This is a genomic window from Actinoplanes italicus (genome assembly GCF_003001815.1).
GTDB classification, from domain to species: Bacteria; Actinomycetota; Actinomycetes; order Mycobacteriales; family Micromonosporaceae; genus Actinoplanes; species Actinoplanes italicus.
In genome coordinates this window covers 435,695-459,704 of sequence record NZ_PVMZ01000001.1, presented here as the reverse complement: position 1 = coordinate 459,704, position 24,010 = coordinate 435,695, and the positions used below count along the sequence as shown (strand labels likewise).

The window sequence follows — 24,010 nt, the reverse complement described above, 5'->3', positions numbered from 1 at the left end:
GCCTGCGTGGTGAGTTGCGGTGCGCTGGTGGGCGCGGGTTACCACGGTGTGGTGCCGGCCGGCTCGCGTGGTGAGTTGCGGTGCGCTGGTGGGCGCGGGTCACCACGGTGTGGTGCCGGGCGGGCTCGCGTGGTGACCTGTGGTGCCGTAGGGCACGACGGATCGGGCCCGGCACGTGGTGCGAACGTGCCAGGCCCGTACCGGTGGGGAGATCAGCTGAGGCGCTCGACGATCAGGGCCATGCCCTGGCCGCCGCCGACGCACATCGTCTCCAGGCCGATCGACTTGTCGTGCCAGTCGAGCGAGTTAAGCAGGGTCCCGGTGATCCTGGCACCGGTCATGCCGAACGGGTGGCCGACCGCGATGGCGCCGCCGTTCACGTTCAGCTTCTCCAGCGGGATGCCGAGGTCCTTGTACGACGGGATCACCTGGGCGGCGAACGCCTCGTTGATCTCGACCAGGTCGACGTCGCCGATGCTCATGCCGGCGCGCTTGAGGGCCTGCTTGGACGCCTCGACCGGTCCGAGCCCCATGATCTCCGGCGACAGGGCGGTGACGCCGGTGGAGATGATCCGGGCGAGCGGGGTGATGCCGAGCTCACGGGCCTTGGTGTCACTCATGATCACCAGGGCGGCGGCGCCGTCGTTCAGCGGGCAGCAGTTGCCGGCGGTGACCCGGCCGTCCTCCCGGAAGACCGGCTTGAGCTGGGAGACCGCGTCGACGGTTACGCCGGCGCGGGGGCCGTCGTCCTTCGACACGACCGTGCCGTCGGGCAGGGTCACGGGAGTGATCTCACGCTCCCAGAAGCCGTTGGCGATGGCCTTCTCGGCGAGGTTCTGGCTGCGTACGCCGAATTCGTCCATCTCCTCGCGGGAGACGTTCTTGACCTGGGCGAGGTTCTCGGCGGTGTAGCCCATCCCGATGTAGATGTCGGGCAGCAGGCCGTCCTCGCGAGGGTCGTGCCAGGTGGTGCGGTTCTTGGCGGCGGCGATCGTACGGGCCTCGGCGTCGGCGAAGGCCGGGTTGTGCCAGGAGCCGACGAGGTCCTGCGCGGCGGACGGCAGACCGTCGGAGCTGCCGCGAGCGAAGCGGGACACGGTCTCGACACCGGCCGAGATGAAGATGTCGCCCTCGCCGGCCTTGATGGCGTGGAAGGCCATCCGCGTGGTCTGCAGGGACGACGAGCAGTACCGCGTGACGGTGGCGCCGGGCAGGCCGTCCAGCCCGAGCTTGGTGGCGACCACACGGGCCATGTTGAAGCCCTGTTCGCCGCCGGGCAGACCGCAGCCGAGGTAGAGGTCCTCGATGAGGGTGCGGTCGAGCTGCGGCACCTTGTTCAGGGCGGCGTCGACGATCGTGGTGGCGAGGTCGTCGGGACGCAGATCCTTGAGCGAGCCCTTGTGGGCGCGGCCGATCGGGGAGCGGGCAGTGGCGACGATGACAGCTTCCGGCATACCGCCAGTTTACTCATCAGTAACATGGTCGGAAGCGCGAATTTGTCACACGCCGTGAAAATACCCTCCGGCAATGAAACGCAGCCGGTCAGGAGCCTCCCACACCGGTCATCGCCGCTTTCGCCACCGCCGGATAGAGCGCGTGGGCCCAGACCCGGTAACCGTCGGCGGACGGGTGGAAGCCGTCGTAGCAGAGGGTCCCGGCGTCGGCCCGGAACACCGCGCCCGTCTCAGCGGCCAGATCTACCACCACACCGCCGGCGTCGGTCACCGCCTTGGCCTGCGCTTTCGCCAGCCGGCGGCCGACCAGCCCGGCGATCTGCCGCAGCGGAGGCGCCATCGAGCGGGCGGCACCCAGGTCGGGACAGGTCCCGACGACGACCTGGACGCCGGCCGAGCGCAGCCGGCGGACCGCCTGACCTAGGTGCCCGGCCGAGTCGTCCACGCCACGCCCGGAGGCCGCGTCGTAGGAGCCGATCAGAATTACCGCCACGTCGGGACGGTCGCCGAGCAGCGCCCGGGCCACCTGCGTGGCGAGGTCGGTGGATCGGGAGCCGGCCACGCCGACGCTGGACAGCAGCACGTGCCGCTGCCCGGTGTCCGGTGAGCCGTCGGCCAGCAGGCGCGCCAGCTGGCCGCCGACGGTGTCGGACAGCCACTCCACGCCGACGCCGACCGCGGCCGAGTCGCCGAGCAGCACCAGGCGCAGCTGCGGCGCGCTCTGCGGGCCCATCGACGTGCGCAGTGCCAGGCCCATGGTGGGCTTCGCGTAGCGCCTGGCCTTCGCGGCCAGCATCTCCCCGGCGATCAGGGCGACTCCGCCCACCGCCCCGGCCAGCAGGCTCGTGGCCGCGGCCCTGGTCAGTCGTTCCGGCAGCCCGGCCATGTCCCGCCTCCCTGAATCCGCCGACCTGGTGACGGCGATCCGGTCATGTCCTGCCCGACCGCCATCCGCCGACCTGGTGACGGCGACCCGGCCATGTCCGCCTCCCCGCCATCAACCGACCTGGTGATGATCAACCGACCTGGTGATCCTCTGGTGTATACCCTACGACCCCGCCGCTGGGGTCACCGGTGGGAACGGGGGCCGCAGCCGCCGGGCGAGTGCTGAACCAGCGGTAGCGCCGCATCCGAGCCCACCGCCCTGCCGGAGCGACCTCGGTGCCCGGCGCGCGGACCGCCTCGTCTGCCGCCTCGGCCAGGTCACGGACGTCCTCAGCGACCGGCAGTGCCGCCCGGTCGTCCGTGCCCAGCACGGCCATCACGGTCGGCATCATCACGGCCGCAGCTCTGGCGTACCCCTCGGCGGAGGGGTGGAAACGATCCTCGCTGTACATCCGTGCCGGGTGGGCCTCGAACATCGGGCCGAGCAGGTTGCCGAGGGAGACCGTACGCCCGCCGGCCTCGACCACCGCGACGGTCTGCGCCGCGGCCAGCTGGCGGCTCCAGCGCCGGGCCAGCCAGCGCAGGGGCGGCTTGATCGGCTGGATCGCACCGAGGTCGGGGCAGGTGCCGACCACCACCCGGCAGTCGGCGGCACGCAGCCGGCGTACCGCGTCGCCGAGATGACGGACGGCCGCGTCCCGCGCCGAGACGTGGGTGACGTCGTTGCCGCCGATCAGGATGATCGCCAGGTCCGGTTCGTACTCGAAGGCGGCGTCCACCTGGTAGGGCAGCCCGGCCGAGACGCTGCCGACCACGGCCAGCCGGTGCAGGCGGACCGGGCGGCGCAGGCGGCGCGAGATGCCGGTGGCGAACAGCGCGCCGAGTGTCTCGCGAGGCCGGTGCACGCCGTACCCGGCGGCCGTCGAGTCGCCCAGGATGACCAGGCTGAGTGGTTTGCCACCGAACTTCGCGCCGTAGAGACCGTCGCCACGCGGCGGTGGCGCCTCGGCCATCGGGATCACCCGGCGCGCCTCGGAGGCCTGATGCCACAGCAGCCCGGCGGAGACGGCGGTCAACCCAGCGGCTGCTCCGGTGATCCGGCCGGCGGTCTTGACCCACCGCCACCGGACGTCGGCTACATCGATGCTGCTCATAGTCTCCCTCGCTGTCGCTCGAAGGAACCATCCGGATCGGCCATGATCGGCGGGTGGGGTCGGAATTCGAGGCTAACTCGCGATGGCGAGAGGCAATCATGGCGCACCCACGTCATGCTTGAGTGGCGGAGAGGGGAACAGAGATGGCCAAAACGTTGAAACGTGCTGCGGCGTTCACCGCGCTCGCCCGGGCGCTGTCTGCGGGCAGCCGGGGCGGGCCGACCGTCGCCCAGCGACTCGGTGCGCTGCCTCGGATGATCAAGGCGAGTTCCAGGGGGGAGTACGACGGCGGCATGCGTCTCGCGCTGATGGCGGCCGCCACGGCGTACGTGGTGTCCCCGATCGACGCCGTACCGGAAGCGTTCCTGTGGGTGTTCGGGCTCGTCGACGACGCCGTGGCGGTCACCTGGCTGGCCGGCGCCGTGCTGGCCGAGACCGAGCGGTTCCTGGAGTGGGAGAGGACGCGGCCCATCGTGGTCGTAAAGTAAAGCGTGCGCTATTACGACAACGTGGTCGAGATCATCGGCAACACCCCGCTGGTCCGATTGAACAGCGTGACCGAAGGCATCAGCGCCACCGTGCTGGCCAAGGTCGAGTACTTGAACCCCGGCGGCTCGGTCAAGGACCGGATCGCGCTGCGGATGGTGCAGGACGCCGAGAAGGCGGGCCTGCTCAAGCCGGGCGGCACGATCGTCGAGCCGACCAGCGGCAACACCGGCGTCGGGCTGGCCCTGGTGGCCCAGCAACGCGGTTACAAGTGCGTCTTCGTGTGCCCCGACAAGGTCAGCGAGGACAAGCAGAACGTGCTTCGGGCGTACGGCGCCGAGGTGGTGGTCTGCCCGACCGCCGTCGCGCCGGAGGACCCGCGTTCCTACTACAACGTCTCCGACCAGCTGACCCGGGACATCCCGGGCGCCTGGAAACCCGATCAGTACAGCAACCCGGCGAACCCTCGTTCCCACTACGAGGACACCGGGCCCGAGTTGTGGGATCAGACCGGCGGCAAGATCACCCACTTCGTGGCGGGTGTCGGCACCGGCGGCACGATCAGCGGCGTCGGGCGATATCTGAAAGAGCAGGGTGCGGTACGCGTCATCGGCGCGGACCCGGAGGGCTCGGTCTACTCGGGCGGCACCGGTCGTCCGTACCTGGTCGAGGGCGTGGGCGAGGACTTCTGGCCCACGGCGTACGACCGGGAGGTCACCGACGAGGTGATCGAGGTGAGCGACTCGGACTCGTTCGAGATGACCCGCCGGCTGGCCCGTGAGGAGGGCCTGCTCGTCGGCGGCTCGTGCGGGATGGCTGTGGTGGCCGCGCTCGAGGTCGCCCGCAAGGCCGGTCCGGACGACGTGGTCGTGGTGCTCCTGCCGGACGGCGGCCGTGGCTACCTGTCGAAGATCTTCAACGACAAATGGATGGCGCGGTACGGCTTCCTGCGTACCCAGGAGGGCACGCCGAGCGTGGCCGACGCCCTGGCCGGCAAGGGTGCCGAGATCCCGCCGCTGATCCATGTGCACCCGACCGAGACGGTGCGCGACGCCATCGACTACATGCGGGAGTACGGCGTGAGCCAGCTCCCGGTCCTCAAGGCCGAGCCGCCCGTGGTGACCGGCGAGGTGGCCGGTTCCATCTCGGAGAAGGCGCTGCTGGACGCGCTCTTCACCGGACAGGCCCACCTCCACGACACGATCGAGCGGCACATGCTGGCCCCGCTGCCGATGATCGGTGGCGGCGAGCCGGTGGCCGAGGCCGTCGCGCTGCTGGAGAAGTCGGACGCCGCGATGGTCCTGGTCGACGGCAAGCCCGCCGGCGTGCTCACCCGTCAGGATCTGCTGGCGCATCTGAGCTGACGGCTTCAGGGGGCCAGGTGTGCCACCTGGCCCCAGTCGGGGTCGGGCGTGACGGTTATCCGGACACGCCCGTCCCGCCAGCCCGCGATCAGGGGCTTCAGCACGTCGGCGGCGAGCGGGCTGTCGGCGTAGAGGTGCGTGGTGCGTACGCCGTCGGTGGTCTCGTGGGCGACCACGACCGTGCCGTCGGCGTGCCCCGCGACGTGGTCCTCGAGGGCGTGCAGGCCGGCCATCGCCTCGCGGGTCGGGAACCCGTTGTCGTCCCGGTCCCGGTACGGCACGTCCATGCGGATGTGCAGGTCGTGTCCCGGCCAGCGAGCCGGCCGGAGCCGGGTCTGTGCCATCGCGAGGATCGGCCTGCCGGACCGGACACCTGACATGTTGCGCCAGCGCGGCTCGCCGTCGGCCGGCTGCACGGCGGTGACCAGGGCGGTCAGCTGCGGGCCGGTCAGCGAGGGGCCGGGTGCGGTGACCGCCTCGATCGCACCGATCCACACCTCGACGGTGTCCTCGCCGAGCAGCCAGTCGAGGGCGAGGAAGGCGACCTGCCCGCCGGCGTTCTCCGGCATCCCGGCGAACGCGGGGTGCCAGACCTCCACGTCCACGCAGTCCCGGTCCTCGTCGTGCTCGGCGCCGAACCTCAGGTCGGCCAGGTCGAGGTCGTGACCGCCGATGGAGAGCCGAGCGGAGTCCAGCGCGTCGGGGCGGCCCTGGCGGGCGGCCGCGTACCCGAAGGTCTCGTCCGGTGGCGGCCCTGCCCGTCGCCAGCGTTCGGCGAGGGAGCGCAGCTCCGCCGAACCGCCCGAGCTGACCACCAGCAGGTGCCGGGTCGACGTGCCGGCGGCGAACTCCCAGTGCAGGTCGGGGTGGATCGCCGAGACCAGGCCGGCGATCTCGTCGATGAGACCGTCGTCCGGAGCGCCGCCGATCAGCTTCTCGGCGCGCGGCCGAGCGGTCGCCCACCATGCCCAGAAGGCCCCGATCGCGGCTGCCGGGTCGGGCTTCCGCCGCCTCTTGAAGATCACGATCGGACCGTACTGCGCGGGAACCGTCCCGGCAACGTACATGGATCGTCACGGATAGTTGCCGCAATCGCACAGACAGTCCGATCGACTGATGGCCGCCTGGGGTTGTATGTGTCGTGACGGAGCTATGAGCCACTCCCGGACGGAGGGGTAGGGAATGGTCGACGTCGACGAGGCGGCGCCCGCCGACATCGTGGACCGCCTGCTGTGGCGGGACGCGCAGCACATGCTCGGCCGCCATGTGGCGGCCGGCGCCGACGGCACATGTGCCTGGTGCGGATGGCGCTGGCCGTGCTCGGCCCGCCGCCTGGCCGAACGTGCCGACGCGGTCGCCCGGCGGCCCTGGCGCGAGGCCTGGACGCTGCGGCACGACCTGAACAGCATGCGTGCCCTGCCCGGCAAACGAGCCGGTGTGGACGAGATCGGAACCCGGTACTCCGGGGCCGGAACGCACCACCGCAACGACGACCACCGGAGGTATCAGGCCTGACCCGACGACCACGACGTCGCCGACACGCTTGACCGTCCCCCGGCAAGTACGGCTTCCCGGCCCGGTCGACGTCGACCAGCGGTGACACCGAGGCGCCCCGCCAGCGCACCGGTATCCCGCGCCCAGACCCGTCCTTGAACTGGATCCCAGATCGGCACGCCTCCGCTGATCGAGCGCCTCCGGCCAGGCGCATCCGGTTCGGGCGGGGCGGTGGGCGGGAGCACGTGATCACAGGTTCCCCCGCATTCACTCGATCACGTGCTCCCGCCCAACCAGCAGGTAACGCCGAACGCTCGTCGCGCACCCCGCGGCGAGCGTTCATCTGTCGCTCACCGCTGTGTCATGGACGTCGAGACAGCGGTGAGCGACAGCCGGTTCTAGCGAGCCAGCGGATACGTGTAGCGCAGCTGCTCGAACGGCTGGTCGTTGATCGGGGCCACCCGGGTCTCGCCGTCCGGCGTCCAGCCGCCCTTCTCATAGAAGTGGCGGGCCACCGGGTTGTCGGCGAGCACCCACAGCACGGCCCGTTCGGCGTCGAAGCCGGTCAGCTGCTCCAATGCGTTCATCATCAGGAGCCGGCCGATGCCGGTGCCGACCCGGCCGGGTTCCAGGTGGATCGCGTACAGCTCGGCGGCGCCGGCCGTCTCGCTCGGGCCGACATAGGTGAACCCGGCCAGCTCACCGTCCGACTCGGCGACGGTCATCCGGTGTGTGTCCCGCTCCCACTTCCAGCGCTCCTCCCACCAGGCACCCAACGCGTCCGGCCCGCGTGCGGCGAACGTCTCGGGCGGCAGCAGATCCGCGTAGGCGGCGGCGCGCGAACGATGATGCAGCGCGCCCACCGCGAACAGGTCGGCGTCCTCGACGGGACGTAGCGAAACGGTCATGGCACCAGAAAACCACGGCGGGACGGTACCTTCACGCGCGCCAGATCCTCGGCGATCACCACCGGGCCGTCGAACTCCATGCGCGCCTCCTCCAGGAAGCGGTCCGGATCCGGATATCGCTGCGAGAAATGCGTCAGGACAAGCTGTCGTACGCCACACTCGCGCGCCACAGCAGCGGCCTGACCGGCGGTCAGATGCCCGACCTGGGCGGCCAGCTCCGCGTCCTCGGACAGGAACGTCGACTCGATCACCAGCATGTCCACGCCACTGGCCAGCTCGTACACGCTGTCGCACAGGCCGGTGTCCATCACGAAGGCGAAACTCTGACCGGGCCGGGGCACGCTGACCTGTTCGAGGGTGATGTCGCCGAGACGGCCGGTGCGCTGCAGCTCGCCGACGACCGGGCCGCCGATGCCGTGCTCGGCCAGCAGCGCGGGCACGATCCGCCTGGAGTCCGGCTCGACGAGGCGATAGCCGTACGTCTCGATGGGGTGTCGCAGGGGAAGAGCGGTGAGACGGCCCGCGGACGTCTCCACCGCGAAGCCGGCGCCCACCGGTCCCGGAACGATCTCCGCGTTGTCCCAGTAGCTCGTGGCGTGCCGCAGACGGTCGTAGAACTCCTGCCCTCCGGCCGGGTAGTGGACGTGCACCGGGTGCGGCACCTTGTCGAGTGAGATGCGCTGCAGGACGCCGGGCAGGCCGAGGCTGTGGTCGCCGTGGAAGTGCGTGATGCAGATCCGGCGGATGGGGGTGACCGGCTGGCCGGCCATCAGCAGCTGGCGCTGGGTGCCCTCGCCCGGGTCGAAGAGGATCACCTCGTCGTCCCAGCGGAGCAGGTAACCGTTGTGGTTGCGGTGCCGGGTCGGCACCTGGCTCGCCGAACCGAGCACCACCAGCTCGCGCGTCACCGGACTCCCCCTGGATATGAAGCGACCCCTGGGGACTTCCGCGCTCGCGTACGAACGCGGTCCGGTCGGACAAGGCCGGATCCCCAGGGGTCGGGTGGCTGTCTGATATTCGCCGCGGCCGCTGCCACACGGTCTCGACGTGCTACACAAACGAGCTGTCAAGGACAGCGGCTAGCGGACAGCCACCTCACGAGTCCCGTTGCTATACAACTTCGGACCACCTCCCTTCACGTGTACGGCCACGTTATCGAGCAGGCGGAGGCAGCGCCAATGATTTTGAATCACTACAGGCGCGGGAATATCGACGGCGAGTCGTTGGTGCTCTCCACCAGCAGCGATGCCGGTCCGACGATCTGCGGATCAGGGATCCCGACGACCTCCAGGTCCTTGCCGTCGTACTTGAAGCGGTTCAGCACGTGCCGCATCGCACCCAGCCGGGCCCGCTTCTTGTCGTTGCTCTTCACCACCGTCCACGGGGCGTCCGCCGTGTCGGTCCAGAAGAACATCGCCTCCTTGGCCTCGGTGTAGTCGTCCCACTTGTCCAGGGACTTCAGGTCCATCGGCGAGAGCTTCCACTGCCGGACCGGGTCCACCTGACGGATCGCGAACCGGGTCCGCTGCTCGCCGCTGGTGACCGAGAACCAGAATTTGACCAGGCGGATCCCGGACCGGACCAGCATCCGCTCCAGTTCCGGGGCCTCCCGGAGGAACTCCAGGTACTCCTTGCGGTCACAGAAGCCCATCACGCGCTCGACGCCGGCCCGGTTGTACCAGGATCGGTCGAACAGCACGATCTCGCCGGCGGCCGGCAGGTGCTTGATGTAGCGCTGGAAATACCACTGGGTGCTCTCGCGCTGGTTCGGCTTCTCCAGGGCGACGACGCGGGCGCCGCGCGGGTTCAGGTGCTCCATGAACCGCTTGATCGTGCCGCCCTTGCCGGCCGCGTCCCGGCCCTCGAACAGGATCAGCAGACGCTCACCGGTGTCCTTGCACCAGTTCTGCAGCTTCAGCAGCTCGATCTGGAGCAGGCGCTTGTCGTGGTCGTACTCGTGACGTTCGAGGCGCTCGTCGTACGGGTAGTCCTCGCGCCAGGTGTCGACCGGATGGCCATCGGGATTGAGCAGGCGGGGGTCGTCGTCCTCGTCGTCGACGACCCGGAAGCCCGACAGCTCGGCGATCGGGCCGGCGTAGGGCTCAGTGCTGGCGAGGTCGAACTCGGATTGCATGACCCCGATTCATACCCGCGAACGCCAAGACCACAACCCGCTTGATCAGAACACTCGCCGAACTTTTCGCCGCCGCGCCGCCCTTGCCAGAGCCGGGACCTCGGCGAGCGTCTCCCGGCCGACCTGCTCCTGACGGCCGTAGAGCACCCCGAAATGGAAACTGTCCTGGCCCAGCTCGCGCAGCACCTCACGGGCGATGTTCGAGTCCTGGTAGGCGCCCAGACCGTCCTGCAGCGCGGTCAGTGCCTTGACCAGGCGTTTCGCGGGCTTACCGCAATCCGGTTCGATCAGCTCGATCGCGTAGCGCGCCTGCTTGAAGCCCTTCCGCGAGTCATGGATCTCCTCCTCGACTCCGCTGTCCAGCGCCTCGTCCAGTTTCAGGTCGGCCTTCGCCAGGACCCGCCGGGCCCGCTCGACCGGATCCGGGATCTCCAGCTTGCGCGTGTCGACCAGCTCGTCGATGCGGTCGAGAAGGTTCAGGTAGCGGTCCGAGTCGAGAGCCGTGACCAGCTCGGCACGACCCGTCTCGATCCGGTGCTCCAGATGCTCGCGAATCCGCATCGAGGCCGGGGCGAACTCGTCGCCCGCGTCACTGACCAGGCCGAGCAGCTTCTCCTCCAGCACCTGCGGGTCGCGGACCGCACCCAGCACGGCGGCCAGCCACCGCAGCTCATCCCGCAGATCAGATTCGGGGAACCATTGCTTGTACGTCTTCAGGGTGCTCCGCAACCGCCGGGTCGCGACCCGCATCTGATGCACGGCCCGCGGCTCGCCACGACGGGCCGCCGGGTCCCAGCCGACGATGGCGTCGCGCTGCTCACGGGCGTACCGCAGAACGGGGTTGACCTTGCCCTTGATCTTCTTGCGCTTGTTCAGTGACTCGAGCCGGTCGGCGAGCGCGCGCGCCACCTTTGACGGGCCCTCTGCCGGGCGGGCGCCGGCCTCGAACAACCGCTGCTCCACCTCGTCGAGCACCGTGGCGTCCCCGTCGACCAGCTCGACCTCGACCTCCTGCCAGGTGGTCTCCACGCCCTCCGACTCGGCCCGCACCTGATCCTGCGCGACCAGCGCGAGGGTCCGGCCGTCGGCATCGCGCAGCGGCGTCTCCACCCGATGCGTCCGCAATCGGGCCACCGCCGCCAGCGGACGGCGCCGCACGATCGCCCGCACCACGGCCACCAGCTCGTCCGGAACCGTGTCACCCTCGGCGGGCAGCCGGTGCTCGGTGCGACCGGAACCGTCACCCGGCGTCTTCAGATGCCAGCCCGCGTCGTTGCCGCCGCTGCGTTGCCGAAGTGTCCGCCGATTTCTCATCAAGCGGAGGTCCTCGGTGTCGAAGTACGTGGCGTCGAGATCATGGATCTCGGCACCGTCGACGCCGGCGATTGCTCCGGCCCCGACCAGGTCAGGAAGCTCGAACGTCGCGGGGACGTCGTATTTGCGCTCGGTCTCGGTGGCGATCTCCACCCTGTACATGGTGCCTGCTGAGAGGCCCCGTGCACAGCGGTGTCTCAGGTTCGGCTGTCATCGTGGTGACCCGGCCGGCGTCATCATGGTGACCCGGCCAGTGAATGGAGTGCTGCATGGAGAAGTCCGAACGCCGCCAGATCCCACTCGCCGCCTCACTCGCCGGCCTGCGCCTCATCGGCGCGGGTGCGGTTCTCGGTCTGGCACTCGCGGTGCCTGCGTCTCCGGCGCAGGCCGACCCACCCCGGCCGCCGTCTACGACCCAGTCCGAGGACGCGCCGGAAAGCTAGCCCCTTCCCGCACCCCGCCCGCCTGGCGTCTCGCCGCTTCTCCCCGCGGCGGATCTTGTGATGTTTGGGTTGGTGTGACGGCTCAACCTCTCAAGGTCTAGAGGCGCGCGTCGTCGCGGGTGTGGAGATAGAGGGCGCGGGCGTAATTCGCGGTCGCCGCGTTGTAGTACATCGTGGCGAGGCCGACGTGAAAATTGTTGTTGGTCAGATGGTTCTTCGCGTTGGCCGACGCGGACCAGCGGATCTCGGCATCGGTGGTGCTGATGCCGCGGCGTGCGCAGCGCAGCCGGTTCATCTCCTTGCCGGTCCGCCACATGTCGAGGGCTGTCTCGGCCTCGCGCATCATTGCGCGGGCCTGCTGGAGCAGGGTCTCGGCGAGATCCCAGGCGGCCCGCTCCTCGTCGTTGTGGTGGTAGATCGGGGACATCGTGCACCTCCCGCTGGCTCGATTTCGAGTCTGAGCGGGATTTCCGGACATGTCGATTTTTTTCGATCGGCAGCGTGAAATCTGGGTTGTCCACTTGCCACCCGCGGCCCGGCCTGATCAACCTCGCGGACGAGGCCGGCCACCGTGATCGGCGATAATGATCGGAATGCTGGAGGAGTTGCGAAGCAGAGTCGAGCGGTGCCGCGCCGTCGCGGCCGAGTCGGGTCTCGCGGTCGAGATCGGGCCGCCGCTCGCTTTGCACGAGGCGCCGGAGGACGCGCCACCGGCCGCCGTGGCCGCGTTCCGGCTGTTCGAATGGGTCGACGGCCCACTCTTCCGGTTCGACTGCCCCGACGAGCTGCGTTCGGCCGAGGGGTGGCAGGCCCGGCCCGGCATGGAGATGCTCCTGCCCGCGCCGATCGATCTCGGCTGGGAGATGTGGTCGTGGCGATCGGTGACGGAGGGCCGTCTCGGCGTACGCGGCGGTGAGACCGTCAGCCTCGACCCGATCAAGGGTGACGTGTACTACGTCGAGGACTGGATGTGGTTCCAGGAGAACATCGACTGGGAGGCCGTCGAGGAGGTACACCACCCGATCGCACCCGACGCGGTGACGTTCTTCGCCGATTGGGTTTTCGGGCCGCGCTACCCGGAGCTGGTCTCCCTCGTGCTCGGGCCCGGCCTGTTGGAGCACCGCATCCGTAAGGGCCGCGACAAGGGCGAACTCACCGACGCCTGGCTGCGCCTGCTCCAGCGCGCCGAGCTCGTACGGGCATAGACGGCAGTTCAGTTCCCGGCGACGCCGATCGGGCAGGTCATGCCGTTCGGGCCGTGGTTGCAGTAACCACGCGGATTCTTCGCGTCGGACAGGTACTGCTGGTGGCAACTGTTCGGGTCGGACCGGCGTTTCATTCGTGACGTAGTTGCTTCTGCCACTCGGTGAATCGTTGGCGAAGCTCTCGAAGGGATTCCGTGTCGATGCGGGGAAGTCTGCGCGGCGCTGCCAGTCGGTGAACAGATCGACGTCACCGCTCGGCCGATCACCCATCCCGTGCTCCCGAACGGCGTAGCCGCCAGCGAGCGCGAGTCCATAGTCGCCGCCGGCCGCGCGAAGGGCGATCTCGGCCAGCTCGCGGTGACGGGGATCCATGCCGGCGACCTTACGCGGCAGGGACCTCCGGCACGGTCCGCCGAAGCTCTGGGAAGCGCTGTTCCCACGTACGGCGTAGTTCCGGCGGGAGCCAGATCGACGGCCACAGCCTTGTCAGGACCGTCCGGTCGAGAAAGCTGTGGAGATCGTCGGGTTTGGTGGCCTCGATCAGGACCGTGCGGTAAAGATCGACGATCCGGCCGGGACTGTCGAGGTCATAGTCGGCCGCGCCGGACCAGTCGAGGTGACGCGGCAGGGTGACGACTCCCGTCGTCTGCCCGCGCAGCAGGTTGAGATCGTCCGCAACGACGATCGGTTTGGCGTACCGGCGCATCTCAGGCCACCTCCTTCCCACCATCGTCACACGGGAAGGGCTCCCGCAGAGGTGCCCGTCCCGTGGTGCCGGTCAGTTGGTGCGCGCGACCCCGATGGGGCAGGTCATGCCGTTCGGGCCGTGGTTGCAGTAACCACGCGGATTCTTCGCGTCGGACAGGTACTGCTGGTGGTGGTCCTCGGCGTAGTAGTAGGCCGTGAGCGGCTTGATCTCGGTGGTGATGGTGCCGTGGCCGGCGGCCGTCACGATCGGCTGGAAGGTGTCGCGGGAGGCTGCCGCGGTGGCCGCCTGGGCGGCGGTGGTGGTGTAGATCGCTGAGCGGTACTGCGTGCCCACGTCGTTGCCCTGGCGCATGCCCTGGGTGGGGTCGTGGTTCTCCCAGAACGCCTTCAACAGATCCTCGTAGGCGATCCTGGCCGGGTCGTGGACGACCTGTACCACCTCGGCGTGCCCGGTCATCCCCGAGCAGGTCTCCTCGTAGGTGGGGTTCGCGGTGAAACCGCCTGCGTAGCCGACCGAGGTCGAGTGGACCCCGGGCAGTCGCCAGAAGATCCGCTCCGCGCCCCAGAAGCAGCCCATCCCGAAGACCGCCACCTCGAGACCGGCCGGCCAGGGGCCCTTCAGCGGTGTGCCGAGAACGGTATGGGTGTCGGTGGGCAGGTCGAACTTCTTGTGCCGCAGGAACACGGTCACTCCCTTCGTCCACCATCCTCAACGCTGAGACGGAGGTATTCCTTACCGATGGTGTCGGCGAACGACGCTGCCTCCTCGTCGCTGTCGTACTTGCGGCGTGGCCAGAAGAATCCGCGCAGGCCGTCGCCCTTGGTGCGGGGCACGACGTGGGTGTGCAGGTGTGGCACCGACTGGGAGACGACGTTGTTCATCGCCACGAACGTGCCCTGGGCTCCCAGCGCGGCGGGCACGGCGGCGGCGAGGAGGCGGACGAACTCGAAGTAGGAGGCCACGTCCTCCACCGGAAGAGACGGCAGGGTGACGATGTGCGGGCGCGGGATCACCAGGACGTGGCCCTTGAACACCGGGCGGATGTCGAGGAAGGCGATGCCGGCCGGGGACGTGGCCACCGTGAATGCCGGAACGGAACCCGAAACGATGCCGCAGAACACGCAGTCCGCCATCTAGTGAGACTAGCCTTGCGCAACATGACGGCTAACAGCTACGGGTTCGACACCCTCGCCATCCACGCCGGCCAGGAGCCGGATCCGCGGACCGGCGCCGTGGTGCCGCCCATCTATCAGACGAGCACCTATGCCCAGGACGCCGTCGGCGCCCCCCGCCTGGGTTACGAGTACAGCCGGTCCGGCAACCCGACCCGGGATTCGCTGCAGGAGTGCCTGGCGGCGATCGAGGGCGGGCGGCGTGGGCTGGCCTTCGCCAGCGGCCTCGCGGCCGAGGACACCCTTCTGCGTACGGTGTGCCGGCCCGGCGATCACGTGGTCATCCCGAATGACGCGTACGGCGGCACGTTCCGCCTGTTCAGCAAGGTGGCCGAGCGCTGGGGCCTGGACTGGACGGCCGCCCCGCTGCAGGACATCGACGCGGTGCGGGCCGCCTTCCGGCCCGGTCACACGCGGCTGATCTGGTCCGAGACGCCGACGAACCCGCTGCTCAACGTGAACGACATCGCGCAGCTGGCCGGTCTGGCCCACGAGTACGACGCGATGCTCGCGGTGGACAACACGTTCGCCTCTCCGTACCTGCAGCAGCCGATCGCCCTCGGGGCCGACGTGGTGATCCACTCGACCACCAAGTACCTGGGCGGCCACTCCGACGTGGTCGGCGGTGCGCTGATCACCGCGGACGACGGGTTCGGCGACGAGCTGGCCTTCCATCAGAACGCGATGGGCGGTGTCAACGGTCCCTTCGACGCGTGGCTGACCCTCCGGGGGATCAAGACCTTGGGCGTACGGATGGAGCGGCACTGTGACAACGCCGAGCGGATCGTCGGCTACCTGAGCGAGCACCCGGCCGTGGCGAGCGTGCTCTACCCGGGGCTGGACACCCACCCGGGTCACGAGGTCGCGGCCAAGCAGATGAGCCGCTTCGGTGGCATGGTGTCGTTCCGCGCGGCGGGCGGCCCGGAGGCGGCGATCGCCATCTGCAACCGGGCGAAGCTCTTCGTGCTCGCCGAGTCGCTCGGTGGCGTCGAATCGCTGATCGAGCACCCGGGGCAGATGACACATCTGTCGGCTGCGGGCTCAGCGCTTGAGGTTCCCGCCGATCTCGTGAGACTGTCTGTCGGCATCGAAACCGTTGACGATCTGCTCGCCGACCTCGAGCAGGCCCTCGGATAAGACCGACGCTGGAGATATCGCACGATGGACTCGACGACCTGGGTGGGCGCCACCGCCAAACAGATCTCCCGTGCGGTGCGACGCGGTGACGCGACCGCCACCCAGGTCGTGGCCGATCACCTGGAACAGATCGCCATCTCCGACCCGGCGCTCGGCGCGTTCCGGGTGATCCGCGGCGTCGAGGCGATCACCGAGGCCGAGAAGGTCGACGACCAGGAGGATCTGGCGAACCTTCCGCTGGCCGGCGTGCCGGTGGCGGTGAAGGAGAACACCGCGGTGGCCGGGCTGCCGACATGGCACGGCTCGGCCGCCGCGCGTACCCCCGAGGTCGCCGAGGAGGACCACGAGGTGGTCCGGCGGCTGCGGGGCGCCGGCGCGGTGGTCGTCGGGGTGACGAAGATGCCGGAGATGGGCCTGTGGGCCGTCACCGACGACGAGAACGGCCCGACGCGCAACCCGTGGGACCTGGAACGGACCCCGGGCGGTTCGTCGGGTGGTTCGGCCGCCGCGGTGGCGGCCGGTCTGGTGCCGATCGCGCAGGGCAACGACGGGCTCGGCTCGATCCGGATCCCGGCGGCCTGCTGCGGCCTGGTCGGGCTCAAGCCGGGCCGTGGCGTGGTGCCGGTCGACTTCGGGGACAAGGACTGGTTCGGCCTGGTGGAGAACGGCGTGCTCACCACCACGGTGGCCGACGCCGTGCTCGGGTTCTCGGTGCTGGCGGGGATGACCCTGCCGAAACTCATCGAGCCGTCGAAACTGCGGATCGGTGTTTCGCTGCGCTCCCCGGCCGCCGGTGTGAAGCCGGACGAGCCGAACGTCTCGGCGGTCTCCACGGCGTCGAAACTGCTGGTCGAGGCGGGGCACGACACCGTGACCGCGGATCCTTCCTATCCGACGGGCGTGGCTCTCGGTGTGCTGGCGACCTGGTTCGCCGGGGCGTACAAGAACTCCGAAGGTCTGCCGTTGGAGCAGTTGCAGCCGCGCACCCGCCGGCACATCGCGCTCGGGCGGGCCATGACCCGGGCCGGGCTGGTGCGGGAGAAGCAGCGGGCGACCTGGCGGGAACGGTCCATCCAGTTCTTCGCCGACCGGTCGATCGACCTGCTGCTGACTCCGGCGCTGGCCACCGCGCCGCCGCCGGCCGTGCAGTACTCCGCGTCGGCCTGGCGCAAGAACATGTGGGCCAACGCGTCGTACGCGCCCTACGCGGCGCCGTGGAACTACGCGGGGCTGCCCGCGATCGTGATCCCGGTCGGCTTCCGTCCGGACGGTCTGCCGCTCGCCGTGCAGCTGGTCGGCCCGCCCGGATCCGAGTTGCTGATGCTCTCGGTAGCCGGTCAGTTCGAGGTCGCGAATCCCTGGCAGCGCCACGCACTGGTGTGAGAGCCGGGCCTCCTCGTGGCGCCTGGCATGGCGCGCGCCGATCGGAGTGGGTGGCACGATTGCTGTTCATGACCGCCGCTGGGACACCCCCACTCGATCTGCTCACCCTCGCCGACGTCGAGGCCGCCCGCGACCTGCTGGCCGGGGTGGTGAAGGAGACGCCGCTGATCCCCTCCCGGCCGCTCAGCGAGATCACCGGAGTGCCGGTCTGGCTCAAGTGCGAGAACCAGCAGCGTGCCGGCTCGTACAAGGTGCGTGGGGCCTACACCCGGATCTCGCGTCTGTCGCCGGCCGAGCGGGCCCGTGGCGTGGTCGCGGCCAGCGCCGGCAACCACGCCCAGGGTGTGGCACTGGCGGCCGGTCTGCTCGGTGCGCGGGCCACCGTCTTCATGCCGGAGGGCGCGCCGCTGCCCAAGGTCTCGGCGACCAAGGGGTACGGCGCGGCGGTCGAGTATGCCGGGACCAGCGTGGATGACGCGTTGGAGGCGGCGAACGACTTCGCCCGTACGACCGGAGCGATTTTGATCCATCCGTTCGACCACCCGGACGTGATCGCCGGGCAGGGCACCGTGGCGCTGGAGATCCTGGCCCAGTGCCCGGAGGCGACGACGATCGTGACCGCCGTCGGCGGCGGTGGCCTCATCTCCGGGCTGGCGGTCGCTGCCAAAGCCCTGCGGCCGGACATCCGCATCGTGGGCGTGCAGGCCAGCGGCGCTGCCGCGTACCCGGTCTCGCTGGCCGCCGGCACCCCGACCAAGCTGGACTCGTGCGCGACGATCGCGGACGGCATCGCCGTCCTGCGGCCCGGTGACCTGACCTTCGCGCACGTCGCGAAGCTGGTCGACGAGGTCGTCACGGTGAACGACGAGGACCTGTCAGCCGCGTTGCTGGTGCTTCTCGAGAGGCACAAGTCGGTGGTCGAGCCGGCCGGTGCGGCGGCCGTGGCGGCGCTGATGACCGGGGCGTACGCGCCACACGCCGGACCGGTCGTGGCGATCCTGTCCGGCGGCAACATCGACCCGATGCTGCTGCTGCGGGTGATCGAGCACGGGCTCGCCTCGGCGGGCCGTTTCCTGCGGCTCGCTGTGCGGTGCACGGACCGGCCGGGTCAGCTGGCCCGGCTGCTGCGGGAGATCGCCGAGCAGCGGGCCAACATCGTCGACGTGAACCACTCCCGGCAGAGCCCGCGGCTCAGCTTCGGCGAGGTGGAGGTCGCGCTGTCGGTCGAGACCCGGGGCCCGGCCCACTCGTCGGCCCTGATCAAGGCGCTGCGGGACGCGGGTTACCGGGTGGCGATCCTGGCCGACACGACGCCCTGAGGACCCCGACACAGGCGGAAAACGCAAGAGGCCCGCGGCGGGGGACGCCGCGGGCCTGCTCACACGGATCAGCCCTCGAACGGCCCGAACTCGACCACGGTGACCTTGATGTCGGCGCCGCTGGGGGCCGCATAGGTGACCGTCTGGCCGGGGCGCGAGCCGAGGATGGCCTGGCCCAGCGCCGACTCCGGGCTGTAGACCTTGAGCTTGGTGGTCGAGGAGATCTCCCGCGAACCGAGCAGGAACGTCTCGGTGTCGCTCTGGTCGTCGTCGAAGTAGATCGTCACGACCGAGCCGGGGCCCACCGAGTCGGCGGCCTTGATCTCGCCGACCTCGGAGTTGCGCAGGAACTCCTTCAAATACAGGATCCGGCCTTCCTGACGACTCTGCTCCTCACGCGCCGCGTGGTAGCCGCCGTTCTCGCGGAGGTCGCCTTCCTCACGCCGGGCGTTGATCTCCGCCGCTATGGCGGGCCGGTTGGCGATCAACTCGTCGAGCTCGGCCTGCAGCCGGTCGTAAGCGTCCTGGGAGAGCCAGGTCTTCGGCGCCTCGGAACTGGACACGGTCGATCTCCTTGCTGGAACTGGGCAGATTACGCCGGATCGGGGTGTCGAAAACATGCCGCCCGGAGGCGGCATCTGAACGCAGCGAATTACAAAGCTTACCAGCGGTAGGCGCGCCGCCCGGAAGATGAAATGTTGTCGGATCTAGGCGGCGCGGCAGCCCATGACGTCACCGACGGAGCCCCGCCGTTCGGTCGGGACCGACTCGCGCACCTCGACCGAGCCACCGCCGTCCGGGGCCTGGATCGTCACCGACTTCCGGCCGACCTCGAAACCGTCGTAGTCGCGGGCCCGCACCATGCACATCGCGGCGCCGTTCTCCGGCACCCGCACCCGGAACTCGACCACCATCTCGGTGTCGGACGGGTCGTCCCAGCCGATGATGTCGGCGGTGTAGTCGGTCTGACCGAACTTGTCGTAGTAGGCATAGGTGACGCCGGCCAGGCCCAGCCCGAACACCAGCGTGGCGACGATCGGCACGAGCCGGCGGCGTCCGCCCTCACGGCGCCGGCCGTACCGGCCGGGCGGGAAGACGGGGGCTGTGGCGTGCGTCTCGCTCACCTGACGACCTCTCGTGCGTTTGTTGTCGGGGGGATCGGCCAGAATGGCAGGGTTCCATCTTCGCAGCCGATCCCGGCCCGCTGATCGCAGGCCTGGTCGAGAGGATCTCAACAACCGTGGCCGAGCAATTGCGTCTCATGACCGTGCACGCGCACCCCGACGACGAGTCGAGCAAGGGCGCCGCCACCATGGCGAAATATGTCGCCGAGGGCGTCCAGGTAGTCGTCGCCACCTGTACCGGTGGGGAGCGCGGCAGTGTCCTGAACCCCAAGATGGACCGGCCCGAGGTGCTGGCCGACATCACCAACATCCGCCGCGCCGAGATGGACAAGGCGCGCGAGATCCTCGGTGTCGACCAGGCCTGGCTCGGATTCGTCGACTCGGGCCTGCCCGAGGGTGACCCGCTGCCCCCGCTGCCCGAGGGCTGCTTCGGCCTGCAGGACCCGCAGGAGGCGGCGAAACCGCTGATCAAGCTGATCCGCGAGTTCCGCCCGCACGTCATGACGACCTATGACGAGAACGGTGGCTACCCGCACCCCGACCACATCATGTGCCACAAGATCTCGGTCGTGGCCTTCGACCAGGCCGGTGACCCGGAGCTCTACCCGGAGCTGGGCGAGCCGTGGCAGCCGCTGAAGCTGTATTACAACTCCGGCTGGACGCGCGCCCGGATGCTGGCACTGCACGAGGGCATGCTGGCGGCGGGGCTCGAGTCGCCGTACGCGGAGTGGCTGGAGAAGTGGGCCGACCGGGACGACCGGGGCGACAAGATCACCACCCGGGTCGAGTGCGGGGAGTACTTCGGGATCCGTGACGACGCTCTGCGAGCGCACGCGACCCAGGTCGACCCGGACGGGTTCTGGTTCCACATCCCGCTGGAGATGCAGCAGAAGGTGTGGCCGACCGAGGACTTCGAGCTGGCCCGATCGCTCGTCGACAGCCCGCAGCCCGAGTCCGACCTGTTCGCGGGCATCCGGGAGAAGGTCGTCACCCACTGAAGCAGTACGCTGAGGGCGTGGACTTCGTCGTAGCGGTCAACAACTTCGGTGACACTCGGTCGGGCGGACTGGCCGGCCCGATGGGGCTGTTCCTCATCGTCCTCATGTGCGTGGTGACGGTCCTGTTGATCCGCAACATGAACAAGCGGATCCGTCGGCTTCCCGACAGTTTTCCTGTTGCGGGAGAGCGCGATGGTGTGTCAGAGATCGCCCGAGCCGACACCGAGGCCGGGCGATCCGGCGCAGCGCCGGCCGCCGAGGTCGAGCCAGATCGATCGGTGGCGGCAGCCGACGCCGAGGATGCCGAGGTGGCGGGCGTGCGCGACGAGCAGGACGGGGCCGGCCCGCGCGGTGACGCGGCCCGCGCCTGATCATCGCCTCATTCGGCCCGCCCGGGTGTTTTCACCCTCGCGGCGCCGAGTGTGCCCGTCTCGATCTCGTCAAGCCCTGTTGCGTTCATCGGGATTGATTTAGCCTTCCGCCGGGGGCCGTTCGGCCTCTGGGACCCTGCGCGGAAGGGGGCGCCGACATGCCACTTGTCCGGCGCCGACTCTCCGTAACCGATCTGCACGTGCATCGTGGCGTGCGCCCGCGGATGTCGCCGTGAGAACAGTCCGCAACTGGAGGACCAGCGCGACGAGCGCGGTCGGCCGCTCCCGCCCGGTGCGGATCCTCACCGCCGTCGTCGTGATCGCCGCGGCCGCCGCCGTGATCCTCGGAGCCCTCCAACCGGTCCCGACGGCTGACGGCCGTCCGCTGTCCCCGATCAACGGCGTCTGCGTGGCCGCGATCCTCGCCGCCATCGCGCAGCTCGCCGGTCTGCGGTTCCGGCTCGGACCGGACGCGGTCTCGGTCAGCTGGGCCGAGGCGGCCGTGGTGGTCGGCTTCGTGGTCGCACCGGCCGGTTGGCTGCCGGCGGCCACCCTGGCCGGCACCGGCGCCGCCTGGCTGTTGCTCGCCTGGCTCACCGGACTGCGCAACATCGCCGAGATAGTGCACCTGGTGGCCTCGATGACCCTCGGCGTGGCCGGCGCGGCCCTGGTCACCTCGCTGCTGGCCGGTGACGTGCCGGTGCTCAGCCCCCGGTTGCCGCTCGCTCTGATCGCCGGCGCCGGTACCTACCTCGTCATCACGTTCGGCCTGGTCGTGCTCACCCTGATGCTGCACCGGGACGCCCAGCCCGGCCAGGTCGCGGCCCGGGTGCTCTACGCCAAGCTGCCGATGTCGATCGGCAACGTCATCGTCGGCGTCGCCGCGGTCTACGCGCTGATCCGCGAGCCGCTGTGGCTGCTCGCCTTCGGGCCGGTGCTCTGGCTGCTGCACCGCACCTACCGCTTCCACCTGCGCGCCGCCGAGGAACGCCGGATGTGGGAGGCCTTCGCCGCCGCCACCGCCCGGCTGCCCGGCGCGGGTGAGGCCGAGGTGGCCCGTGCCGGTCTGCGCGGGGCCCTGGACGTGTTCGGCGCCCAGCGGGCCGAGCTGGAGGTCAGCACTGGACACGGCCACCGCCGGTACGCCCAGGACGGCCCCGGACTCGAGGGCCACGCCGCCACCCGGTCCGGCCCCGCCGTCACCCGCACCATGGTCGTCGCGGGCCGGCAGGTCGGCGAGCTGACCGTGTGGCTCGGTGACGCCGGGCTGCCGGGCCCGCGCGACGAGGCGGCCATCGCGGCCTACGGGGAGGCGCTGGCCGGAGCCCTGCACGACGCGGCCGCGCACCAGCGCATCACCGAGCTCGACGCGCACGCCGTCCACGAGCGCCTGCACGATCCGCTCACCGGGCTGGGCAACCGGATCGCGCTGGCCGGCGAGGGCGACCCGATGCTGCGCTCGCTCGACCGGGGCCGGCAGGTGGCCCTCCTGCTGCTCGACATCGTCGGCTTCCGCGAGATCAACAGCACGCTCGGCCACGACGGCGGCGACGAGGTGCTCCGGCTCACCGGGGCGCGGATCAGCACGCTCGCCCGGGAATCCGAGCTCGTGGCCCGTACCGGAGATGATGAATTCGCCCTGTTGTTGCCGGTGACCACGTTGGCGCTTCCGGGGACCCTGCGCCGGGCCCGGGAACTCGTCGAACAGCTCCGCCTGCCGCTCGAGGTGGCCGGCGTCCGGCTGTCCGTCGAGGTGACCGTGGGGGTGGGGGTGGGCGCGGCCGGCGAGACCGGAGTGGGTGAGCTGCTGCGCCGCGCGTCGATCGCGGTCGGCCGGGCCAGAGAGCTGGGCCTGACCATCGGCACATACGACAGTGGCCAGGACGTCAGCAGCACCGACCGGCTGGCACTGCTCGCCGACCTGCAGGACGCGTTCGCCGCCGACGACCAGATCCTGCTGCACCTGCAGCCCGAGGTCGACCTGGTGACGGCCGCGCCGACCGGGGTGGAGGCCCTGGTCCGCTGGCGCCACCCGAGGCGCGGATATCTGTCCCCGGCCGAGTTCCTGCCCGCGGTCGAGCGCAGCGAGCTGCTCATCCCGTTCACCCGGCGGGTTCTCGACCTGGCCCTGGCCGCGGCCGCCGACTGGACCGCCAACGGCATCCACGTGCCGGTCTCGGTGAACGTGTCGGCCCGCAGCCTCACCGACCCGACGTTCCCGGCCCAGGTCACGGAGGCGCTGCGGCGGCACCGGACCCCGCCGTCCCGGCTGGTCCTGGAGATCACCGAGTCGGTGGCGGTCAGCGAGCAGGAGATCGTCGACGAGGTGCTGGCCCGGCTGCGGTCCTCCGGTGTGCAGGTGTCGCTGGACGACTTCGGCACCGGCTTCTCGTCGCTGGCCTCGGTCACCCGGATGCCGGTCGACGAGATCAAGATCGACCGGTCGTTCGTGGACGAGATGATCGACTCGGCGGCGGCCGGCGCCGTCGTACGGGCAGCGGTCGAACTCGGCGTCCGGCTGGGCCTCCGCGTGGTCGCCGAGGGCATCGAGACGATCGAGCAGCGGGCCGCGCTGATCGCCCTGGGCTGCCCGGCCGCGCAGGGCTACCACTTCTGCAGGCCGATGCCGGCCGACAAGATCGTGCAGGCCCTGACCCAGCTGGCCCGCAGCGCCCCCGCCAACGTCACCCAATTGCGCGCCGACGGCAGCGCCGGATAGCCGGCGCGTCCGTGAGCTCGTACTTCGAACCGGACTTGACCGCACCGCGGACCAGTTCGTGCGACAGGAGAATCAAGCATCCCTCGATCGCGGATGTGGCCGGCCGGGGGTTCATTTCCTTACGCAGCGCATAGCGGATGTTCTCACCACTCGATGAGAGTCAGGGGACCTATCGGGTACGACGAATTCTCGGCGCACATCCCTCGAACAGGGTCGGTCGACCAGCGTACGGTCCTC

General features: G+C 69.9%; 25 protein-coding genes and 1 pseudogene. 11 read left to right on the top strand and 15 right to left on the bottom strand.

Features of this window, described 5'->3' with window-relative positions:
• Positions 1-212: 212 nt before the first annotated feature.
• From CLV67_RS02250 to CLV67_RS02240, 3 genes are all read right to left on the bottom strand, one after another.
• The gene (locus CLV67_RS02250; RefSeq protein ID WP_106315427.1) at positions 213-1,454 is read right to left on the bottom strand and encodes an acetyl-CoA C-acetyltransferase; all 1,242 of its coding nucleotides are present in this window, start codon (positions 1,452-1,454) and stop codon (positions 213-215) included.
• 88 nt (positions 1,455-1,542) lie between these two features.
• Positions 1,543-2,340, bottom strand: coding sequence for an SGNH/GDSL hydrolase family protein (locus tag CLV67_RS02245; protein WP_106315426.1), 798 nt, complete (start codon positions 2,338-2,340; stop codon positions 1,543-1,545).
• A 130-nt stretch (positions 2,341-2,470) separates the two neighbouring features.
• Positions 2,471-3,493, bottom strand: a complete 1,023-nt coding sequence (locus tag CLV67_RS02240) for an SGNH/GDSL hydrolase family protein (RefSeq protein ID WP_106315425.1) — start codon at positions 3,491-3,493, stop codon at positions 2,471-2,473.
• A gap of 143 nt (positions 3,494-3,636) precedes the next feature.
• Here CLV67_RS02240 and CLV67_RS02235 point away from each other — a divergent pair, with 143 nt between their 5' ends.
• Positions 3,637-3,981, top strand: coding sequence for a YkvA family protein (locus tag CLV67_RS02235; RefSeq protein WP_106315424.1), 345 nt, complete (start codon positions 3,637-3,639; stop codon positions 3,979-3,981).
• Positions 3,982-3,984: 3 nt separating this feature from the next.
• Entirely contained in the window at positions 3,985-5,343 is a 1,359-nt protein-coding gene (locus tag CLV67_RS02230) for a cystathionine beta-synthase (protein WP_106315423.1), read from the top strand.
• A gap of 5 nt (positions 5,344-5,348) precedes the next feature.
• Here CLV67_RS02230 and CLV67_RS02225 read toward each other — a convergent pair whose 3' ends face one another.
• On the bottom strand, positions 5,349-6,368 hold the full coding sequence (locus tag CLV67_RS02225) for a DUF695 domain-containing protein (RefSeq protein WP_170153726.1): 1,020 nt from the start codon (positions 6,366-6,368) through the stop codon (positions 5,349-5,351).
• 157 nt (positions 6,369-6,525) lie between these two features.
• Here CLV67_RS02225 and CLV67_RS02220 point away from each other — a divergent pair, with 157 nt between their 5' ends.
• The gene (locus CLV67_RS02220) at positions 6,526-6,858 is read left to right on the top strand and encodes a hypothetical protein (RefSeq protein WP_239166137.1); all 333 of its coding nucleotides are present in this window, start codon (positions 6,526-6,528) and stop codon (positions 6,856-6,858) included.
• Between the two features lie 377 nt (positions 6,859-7,235).
• Here CLV67_RS02220 and CLV67_RS02215 read toward each other — a convergent pair whose 3' ends face one another.
• The 4 genes from CLV67_RS02215 to CLV67_RS02200 form a co-directional block, all read right to left on the bottom strand.
• Positions 7,236-7,745: a GNAT family N-acetyltransferase gene (locus CLV67_RS02215; protein WP_106315421.1), complete on the bottom strand. Its 510-nt coding sequence runs from the start codon at positions 7,743-7,745 to the stop codon at positions 7,236-7,238.
• Positions 7,742-8,653, bottom strand: coding sequence for a ribonuclease Z (locus CLV67_RS02210; protein ID WP_170153725.1), 912 nt, complete (start codon positions 8,651-8,653; stop codon positions 7,742-7,744). The genes CLV67_RS02215 and CLV67_RS02210 overlap by 4 nt, the downstream gene beginning before the upstream one ends.
• Before the next feature lie 284 nt (positions 8,654-8,937).
• Positions 8,938-9,879, bottom strand: a complete 942-nt coding sequence (gene ppk2, locus CLV67_RS02205) for a polyphosphate kinase 2 (RefSeq protein ID WP_106315420.1) — start codon at positions 9,877-9,879, stop codon at positions 8,938-8,940.
• A 45-nt stretch (positions 9,880-9,924) separates the two neighbouring features.
• Positions 9,925-11,346: a CYTH and CHAD domain-containing protein gene (locus CLV67_RS02200; protein WP_106315725.1), complete on the bottom strand. Its 1,422-nt coding sequence runs from the start codon at positions 11,344-11,346 to the stop codon at positions 9,925-9,927.
• Positions 11,347-11,462: 116 nt separating this feature from the next.
• Between CLV67_RS02200 and CLV67_RS51660 the strand changes: the two genes are divergently transcribed.
• The gene (locus CLV67_RS51660; protein WP_170153724.1) at positions 11,463-11,636 is read left to right on the top strand and encodes a hypothetical protein; all 174 of its coding nucleotides are present in this window, start codon (positions 11,463-11,465) and stop codon (positions 11,634-11,636) included.
• Between the two features lie 97 nt (positions 11,637-11,733).
• Here CLV67_RS51660 and CLV67_RS02195 read toward each other — a convergent pair whose 3' ends face one another.
• Positions 11,734-12,063, bottom strand: coding sequence for a hypothetical protein (locus tag CLV67_RS02195; protein ID WP_106315419.1), 330 nt, complete (start codon positions 12,061-12,063; stop codon positions 11,734-11,736).
• Between the two features lie 166 nt (positions 12,064-12,229).
• On the opposite strand from CLV67_RS02195, the gene CLV67_RS02190 reads away from it, so the two are divergent.
• A complete protein-coding gene (locus CLV67_RS02190; protein WP_146168969.1) occupies positions 12,230-12,841 on the top strand; it encodes a hypothetical protein in 612 nt (203 codons plus the stop codon).
• A gap of 8 nt (positions 12,842-12,849) precedes the next feature.
• On the opposite strand, the pseudogene CLV67_RS02185 reads toward CLV67_RS02190, so the two are convergent.
• From CLV67_RS02185 to CLV67_RS02170, 4 genes and pseudogenes are all read right to left on the bottom strand, one after another.
• A pseudogene (locus CLV67_RS02185) lies at positions 12,850-12,945 on the bottom strand (peptide-methionine (S)-S-oxide reductase MsrA); the annotation flags it as partial.
• 278 nt (positions 12,946-13,223) lie between these two features.
• Complete coding sequence (locus tag CLV67_RS02180; protein WP_239166138.1) at positions 13,224-13,547, bottom strand: hypothetical protein; 324 nt, start codon at positions 13,545-13,547, stop codon at positions 13,224-13,226.
• Between the two features lie 72 nt (positions 13,548-13,619).
• Entirely contained in the window at positions 13,620-14,234 is a 615-nt protein-coding gene (msrA, locus tag CLV67_RS02175; RefSeq protein ID WP_373873130.1) for a peptide-methionine (S)-S-oxide reductase MsrA, read from the bottom strand.
• Positions 14,235-14,236: 2 nt separating this feature from the next.
• Positions 14,237-14,683, bottom strand: coding sequence for an HIT family protein (locus tag CLV67_RS02170; RefSeq protein WP_106315416.1), 447 nt, complete (start codon positions 14,681-14,683; stop codon positions 14,237-14,239).
• 24 nt (positions 14,684-14,707) lie between these two features.
• On the opposite strand from CLV67_RS02170, the gene CLV67_RS02165 reads away from it, so the two are divergent.
• The 3 genes from CLV67_RS02165 to ilvA all read left to right on the top strand — a co-directional run bounded on the left by CLV67_RS02165 (position 14,708) and on the right by ilvA (position 18,561).
• On the top strand, positions 14,708-15,859 hold the full coding sequence (locus tag CLV67_RS02165; protein ID WP_106315415.1) for a cystathionine gamma-synthase: 1,152 nt from the start codon (positions 14,708-14,710) through the stop codon (positions 15,857-15,859).
• Between the two features lie 24 nt (positions 15,860-15,883).
• Complete coding sequence (locus tag CLV67_RS02160) at positions 15,884-17,242, top strand: amidase (protein WP_106315414.1); 1,359 nt, start codon at positions 15,884-15,886, stop codon at positions 17,240-17,242.
• Positions 17,243-17,310: 68 nt separating this feature from the next.
• The gene (ilvA, locus tag CLV67_RS02155; RefSeq protein ID WP_106315723.1) at positions 17,311-18,561 is read left to right on the top strand and encodes a threonine ammonia-lyase; all 1,251 of its coding nucleotides are present in this window, start codon (positions 17,311-17,313) and stop codon (positions 18,559-18,561) included.
• A gap of 68 nt (positions 18,562-18,629) precedes the next feature.
• Here the strand turns inward: ilvA and greA are convergent, their stop codons facing one another.
• Positions 18,630-19,181 carry a transcription elongation factor GreA gene (gene greA, locus CLV67_RS02150; protein ID WP_428839477.1) on the bottom strand — a complete coding sequence of 184 codons (552 nt, stop codon included), beginning with the start codon at positions 19,179-19,181 and terminating at the stop codon, positions 18,630-18,632.
• Positions 19,182-19,268: 87 nt separating this feature from the next.
• A complete protein-coding gene (locus CLV67_RS02145) occupies positions 19,269-19,685 on the bottom strand; it encodes a DUF4307 domain-containing protein (RefSeq protein ID WP_106315412.1) in 417 nt (138 codons plus the stop codon).
• A gap of 116 nt (positions 19,686-19,801) precedes the next feature.
• Here CLV67_RS02145 and mca point away from each other — a divergent pair, with 116 nt between their 5' ends.
• From mca to CLV67_RS02130, 3 genes are all read left to right on the top strand, one after another.
• Positions 19,802-20,683 carry a mycothiol conjugate amidase Mca gene (mca, locus tag CLV67_RS02140; protein ID WP_106315411.1) on the top strand — a complete coding sequence of 294 codons (882 nt, stop codon included), beginning with the start codon at positions 19,802-19,804 and terminating at the stop codon, positions 20,681-20,683.
• A gap of 80 nt (positions 20,684-20,763) precedes the next feature.
• Positions 20,764-21,054, top strand: coding sequence for a hypothetical protein (locus tag CLV67_RS02135; protein ID WP_239166143.1), 291 nt, complete (start codon positions 20,764-20,766; stop codon positions 21,052-21,054).
• Positions 21,055-21,286: 232 nt separating this feature from the next.
• Complete coding sequence (locus CLV67_RS02130) at positions 21,287-23,773, top strand: bifunctional diguanylate cyclase/phosphodiesterase (RefSeq protein ID WP_106315409.1); 2,487 nt, start codon at positions 21,287-21,289, stop codon at positions 23,771-23,773.
• Positions 23,774-24,010: the final 237 nt, after the last annotated feature.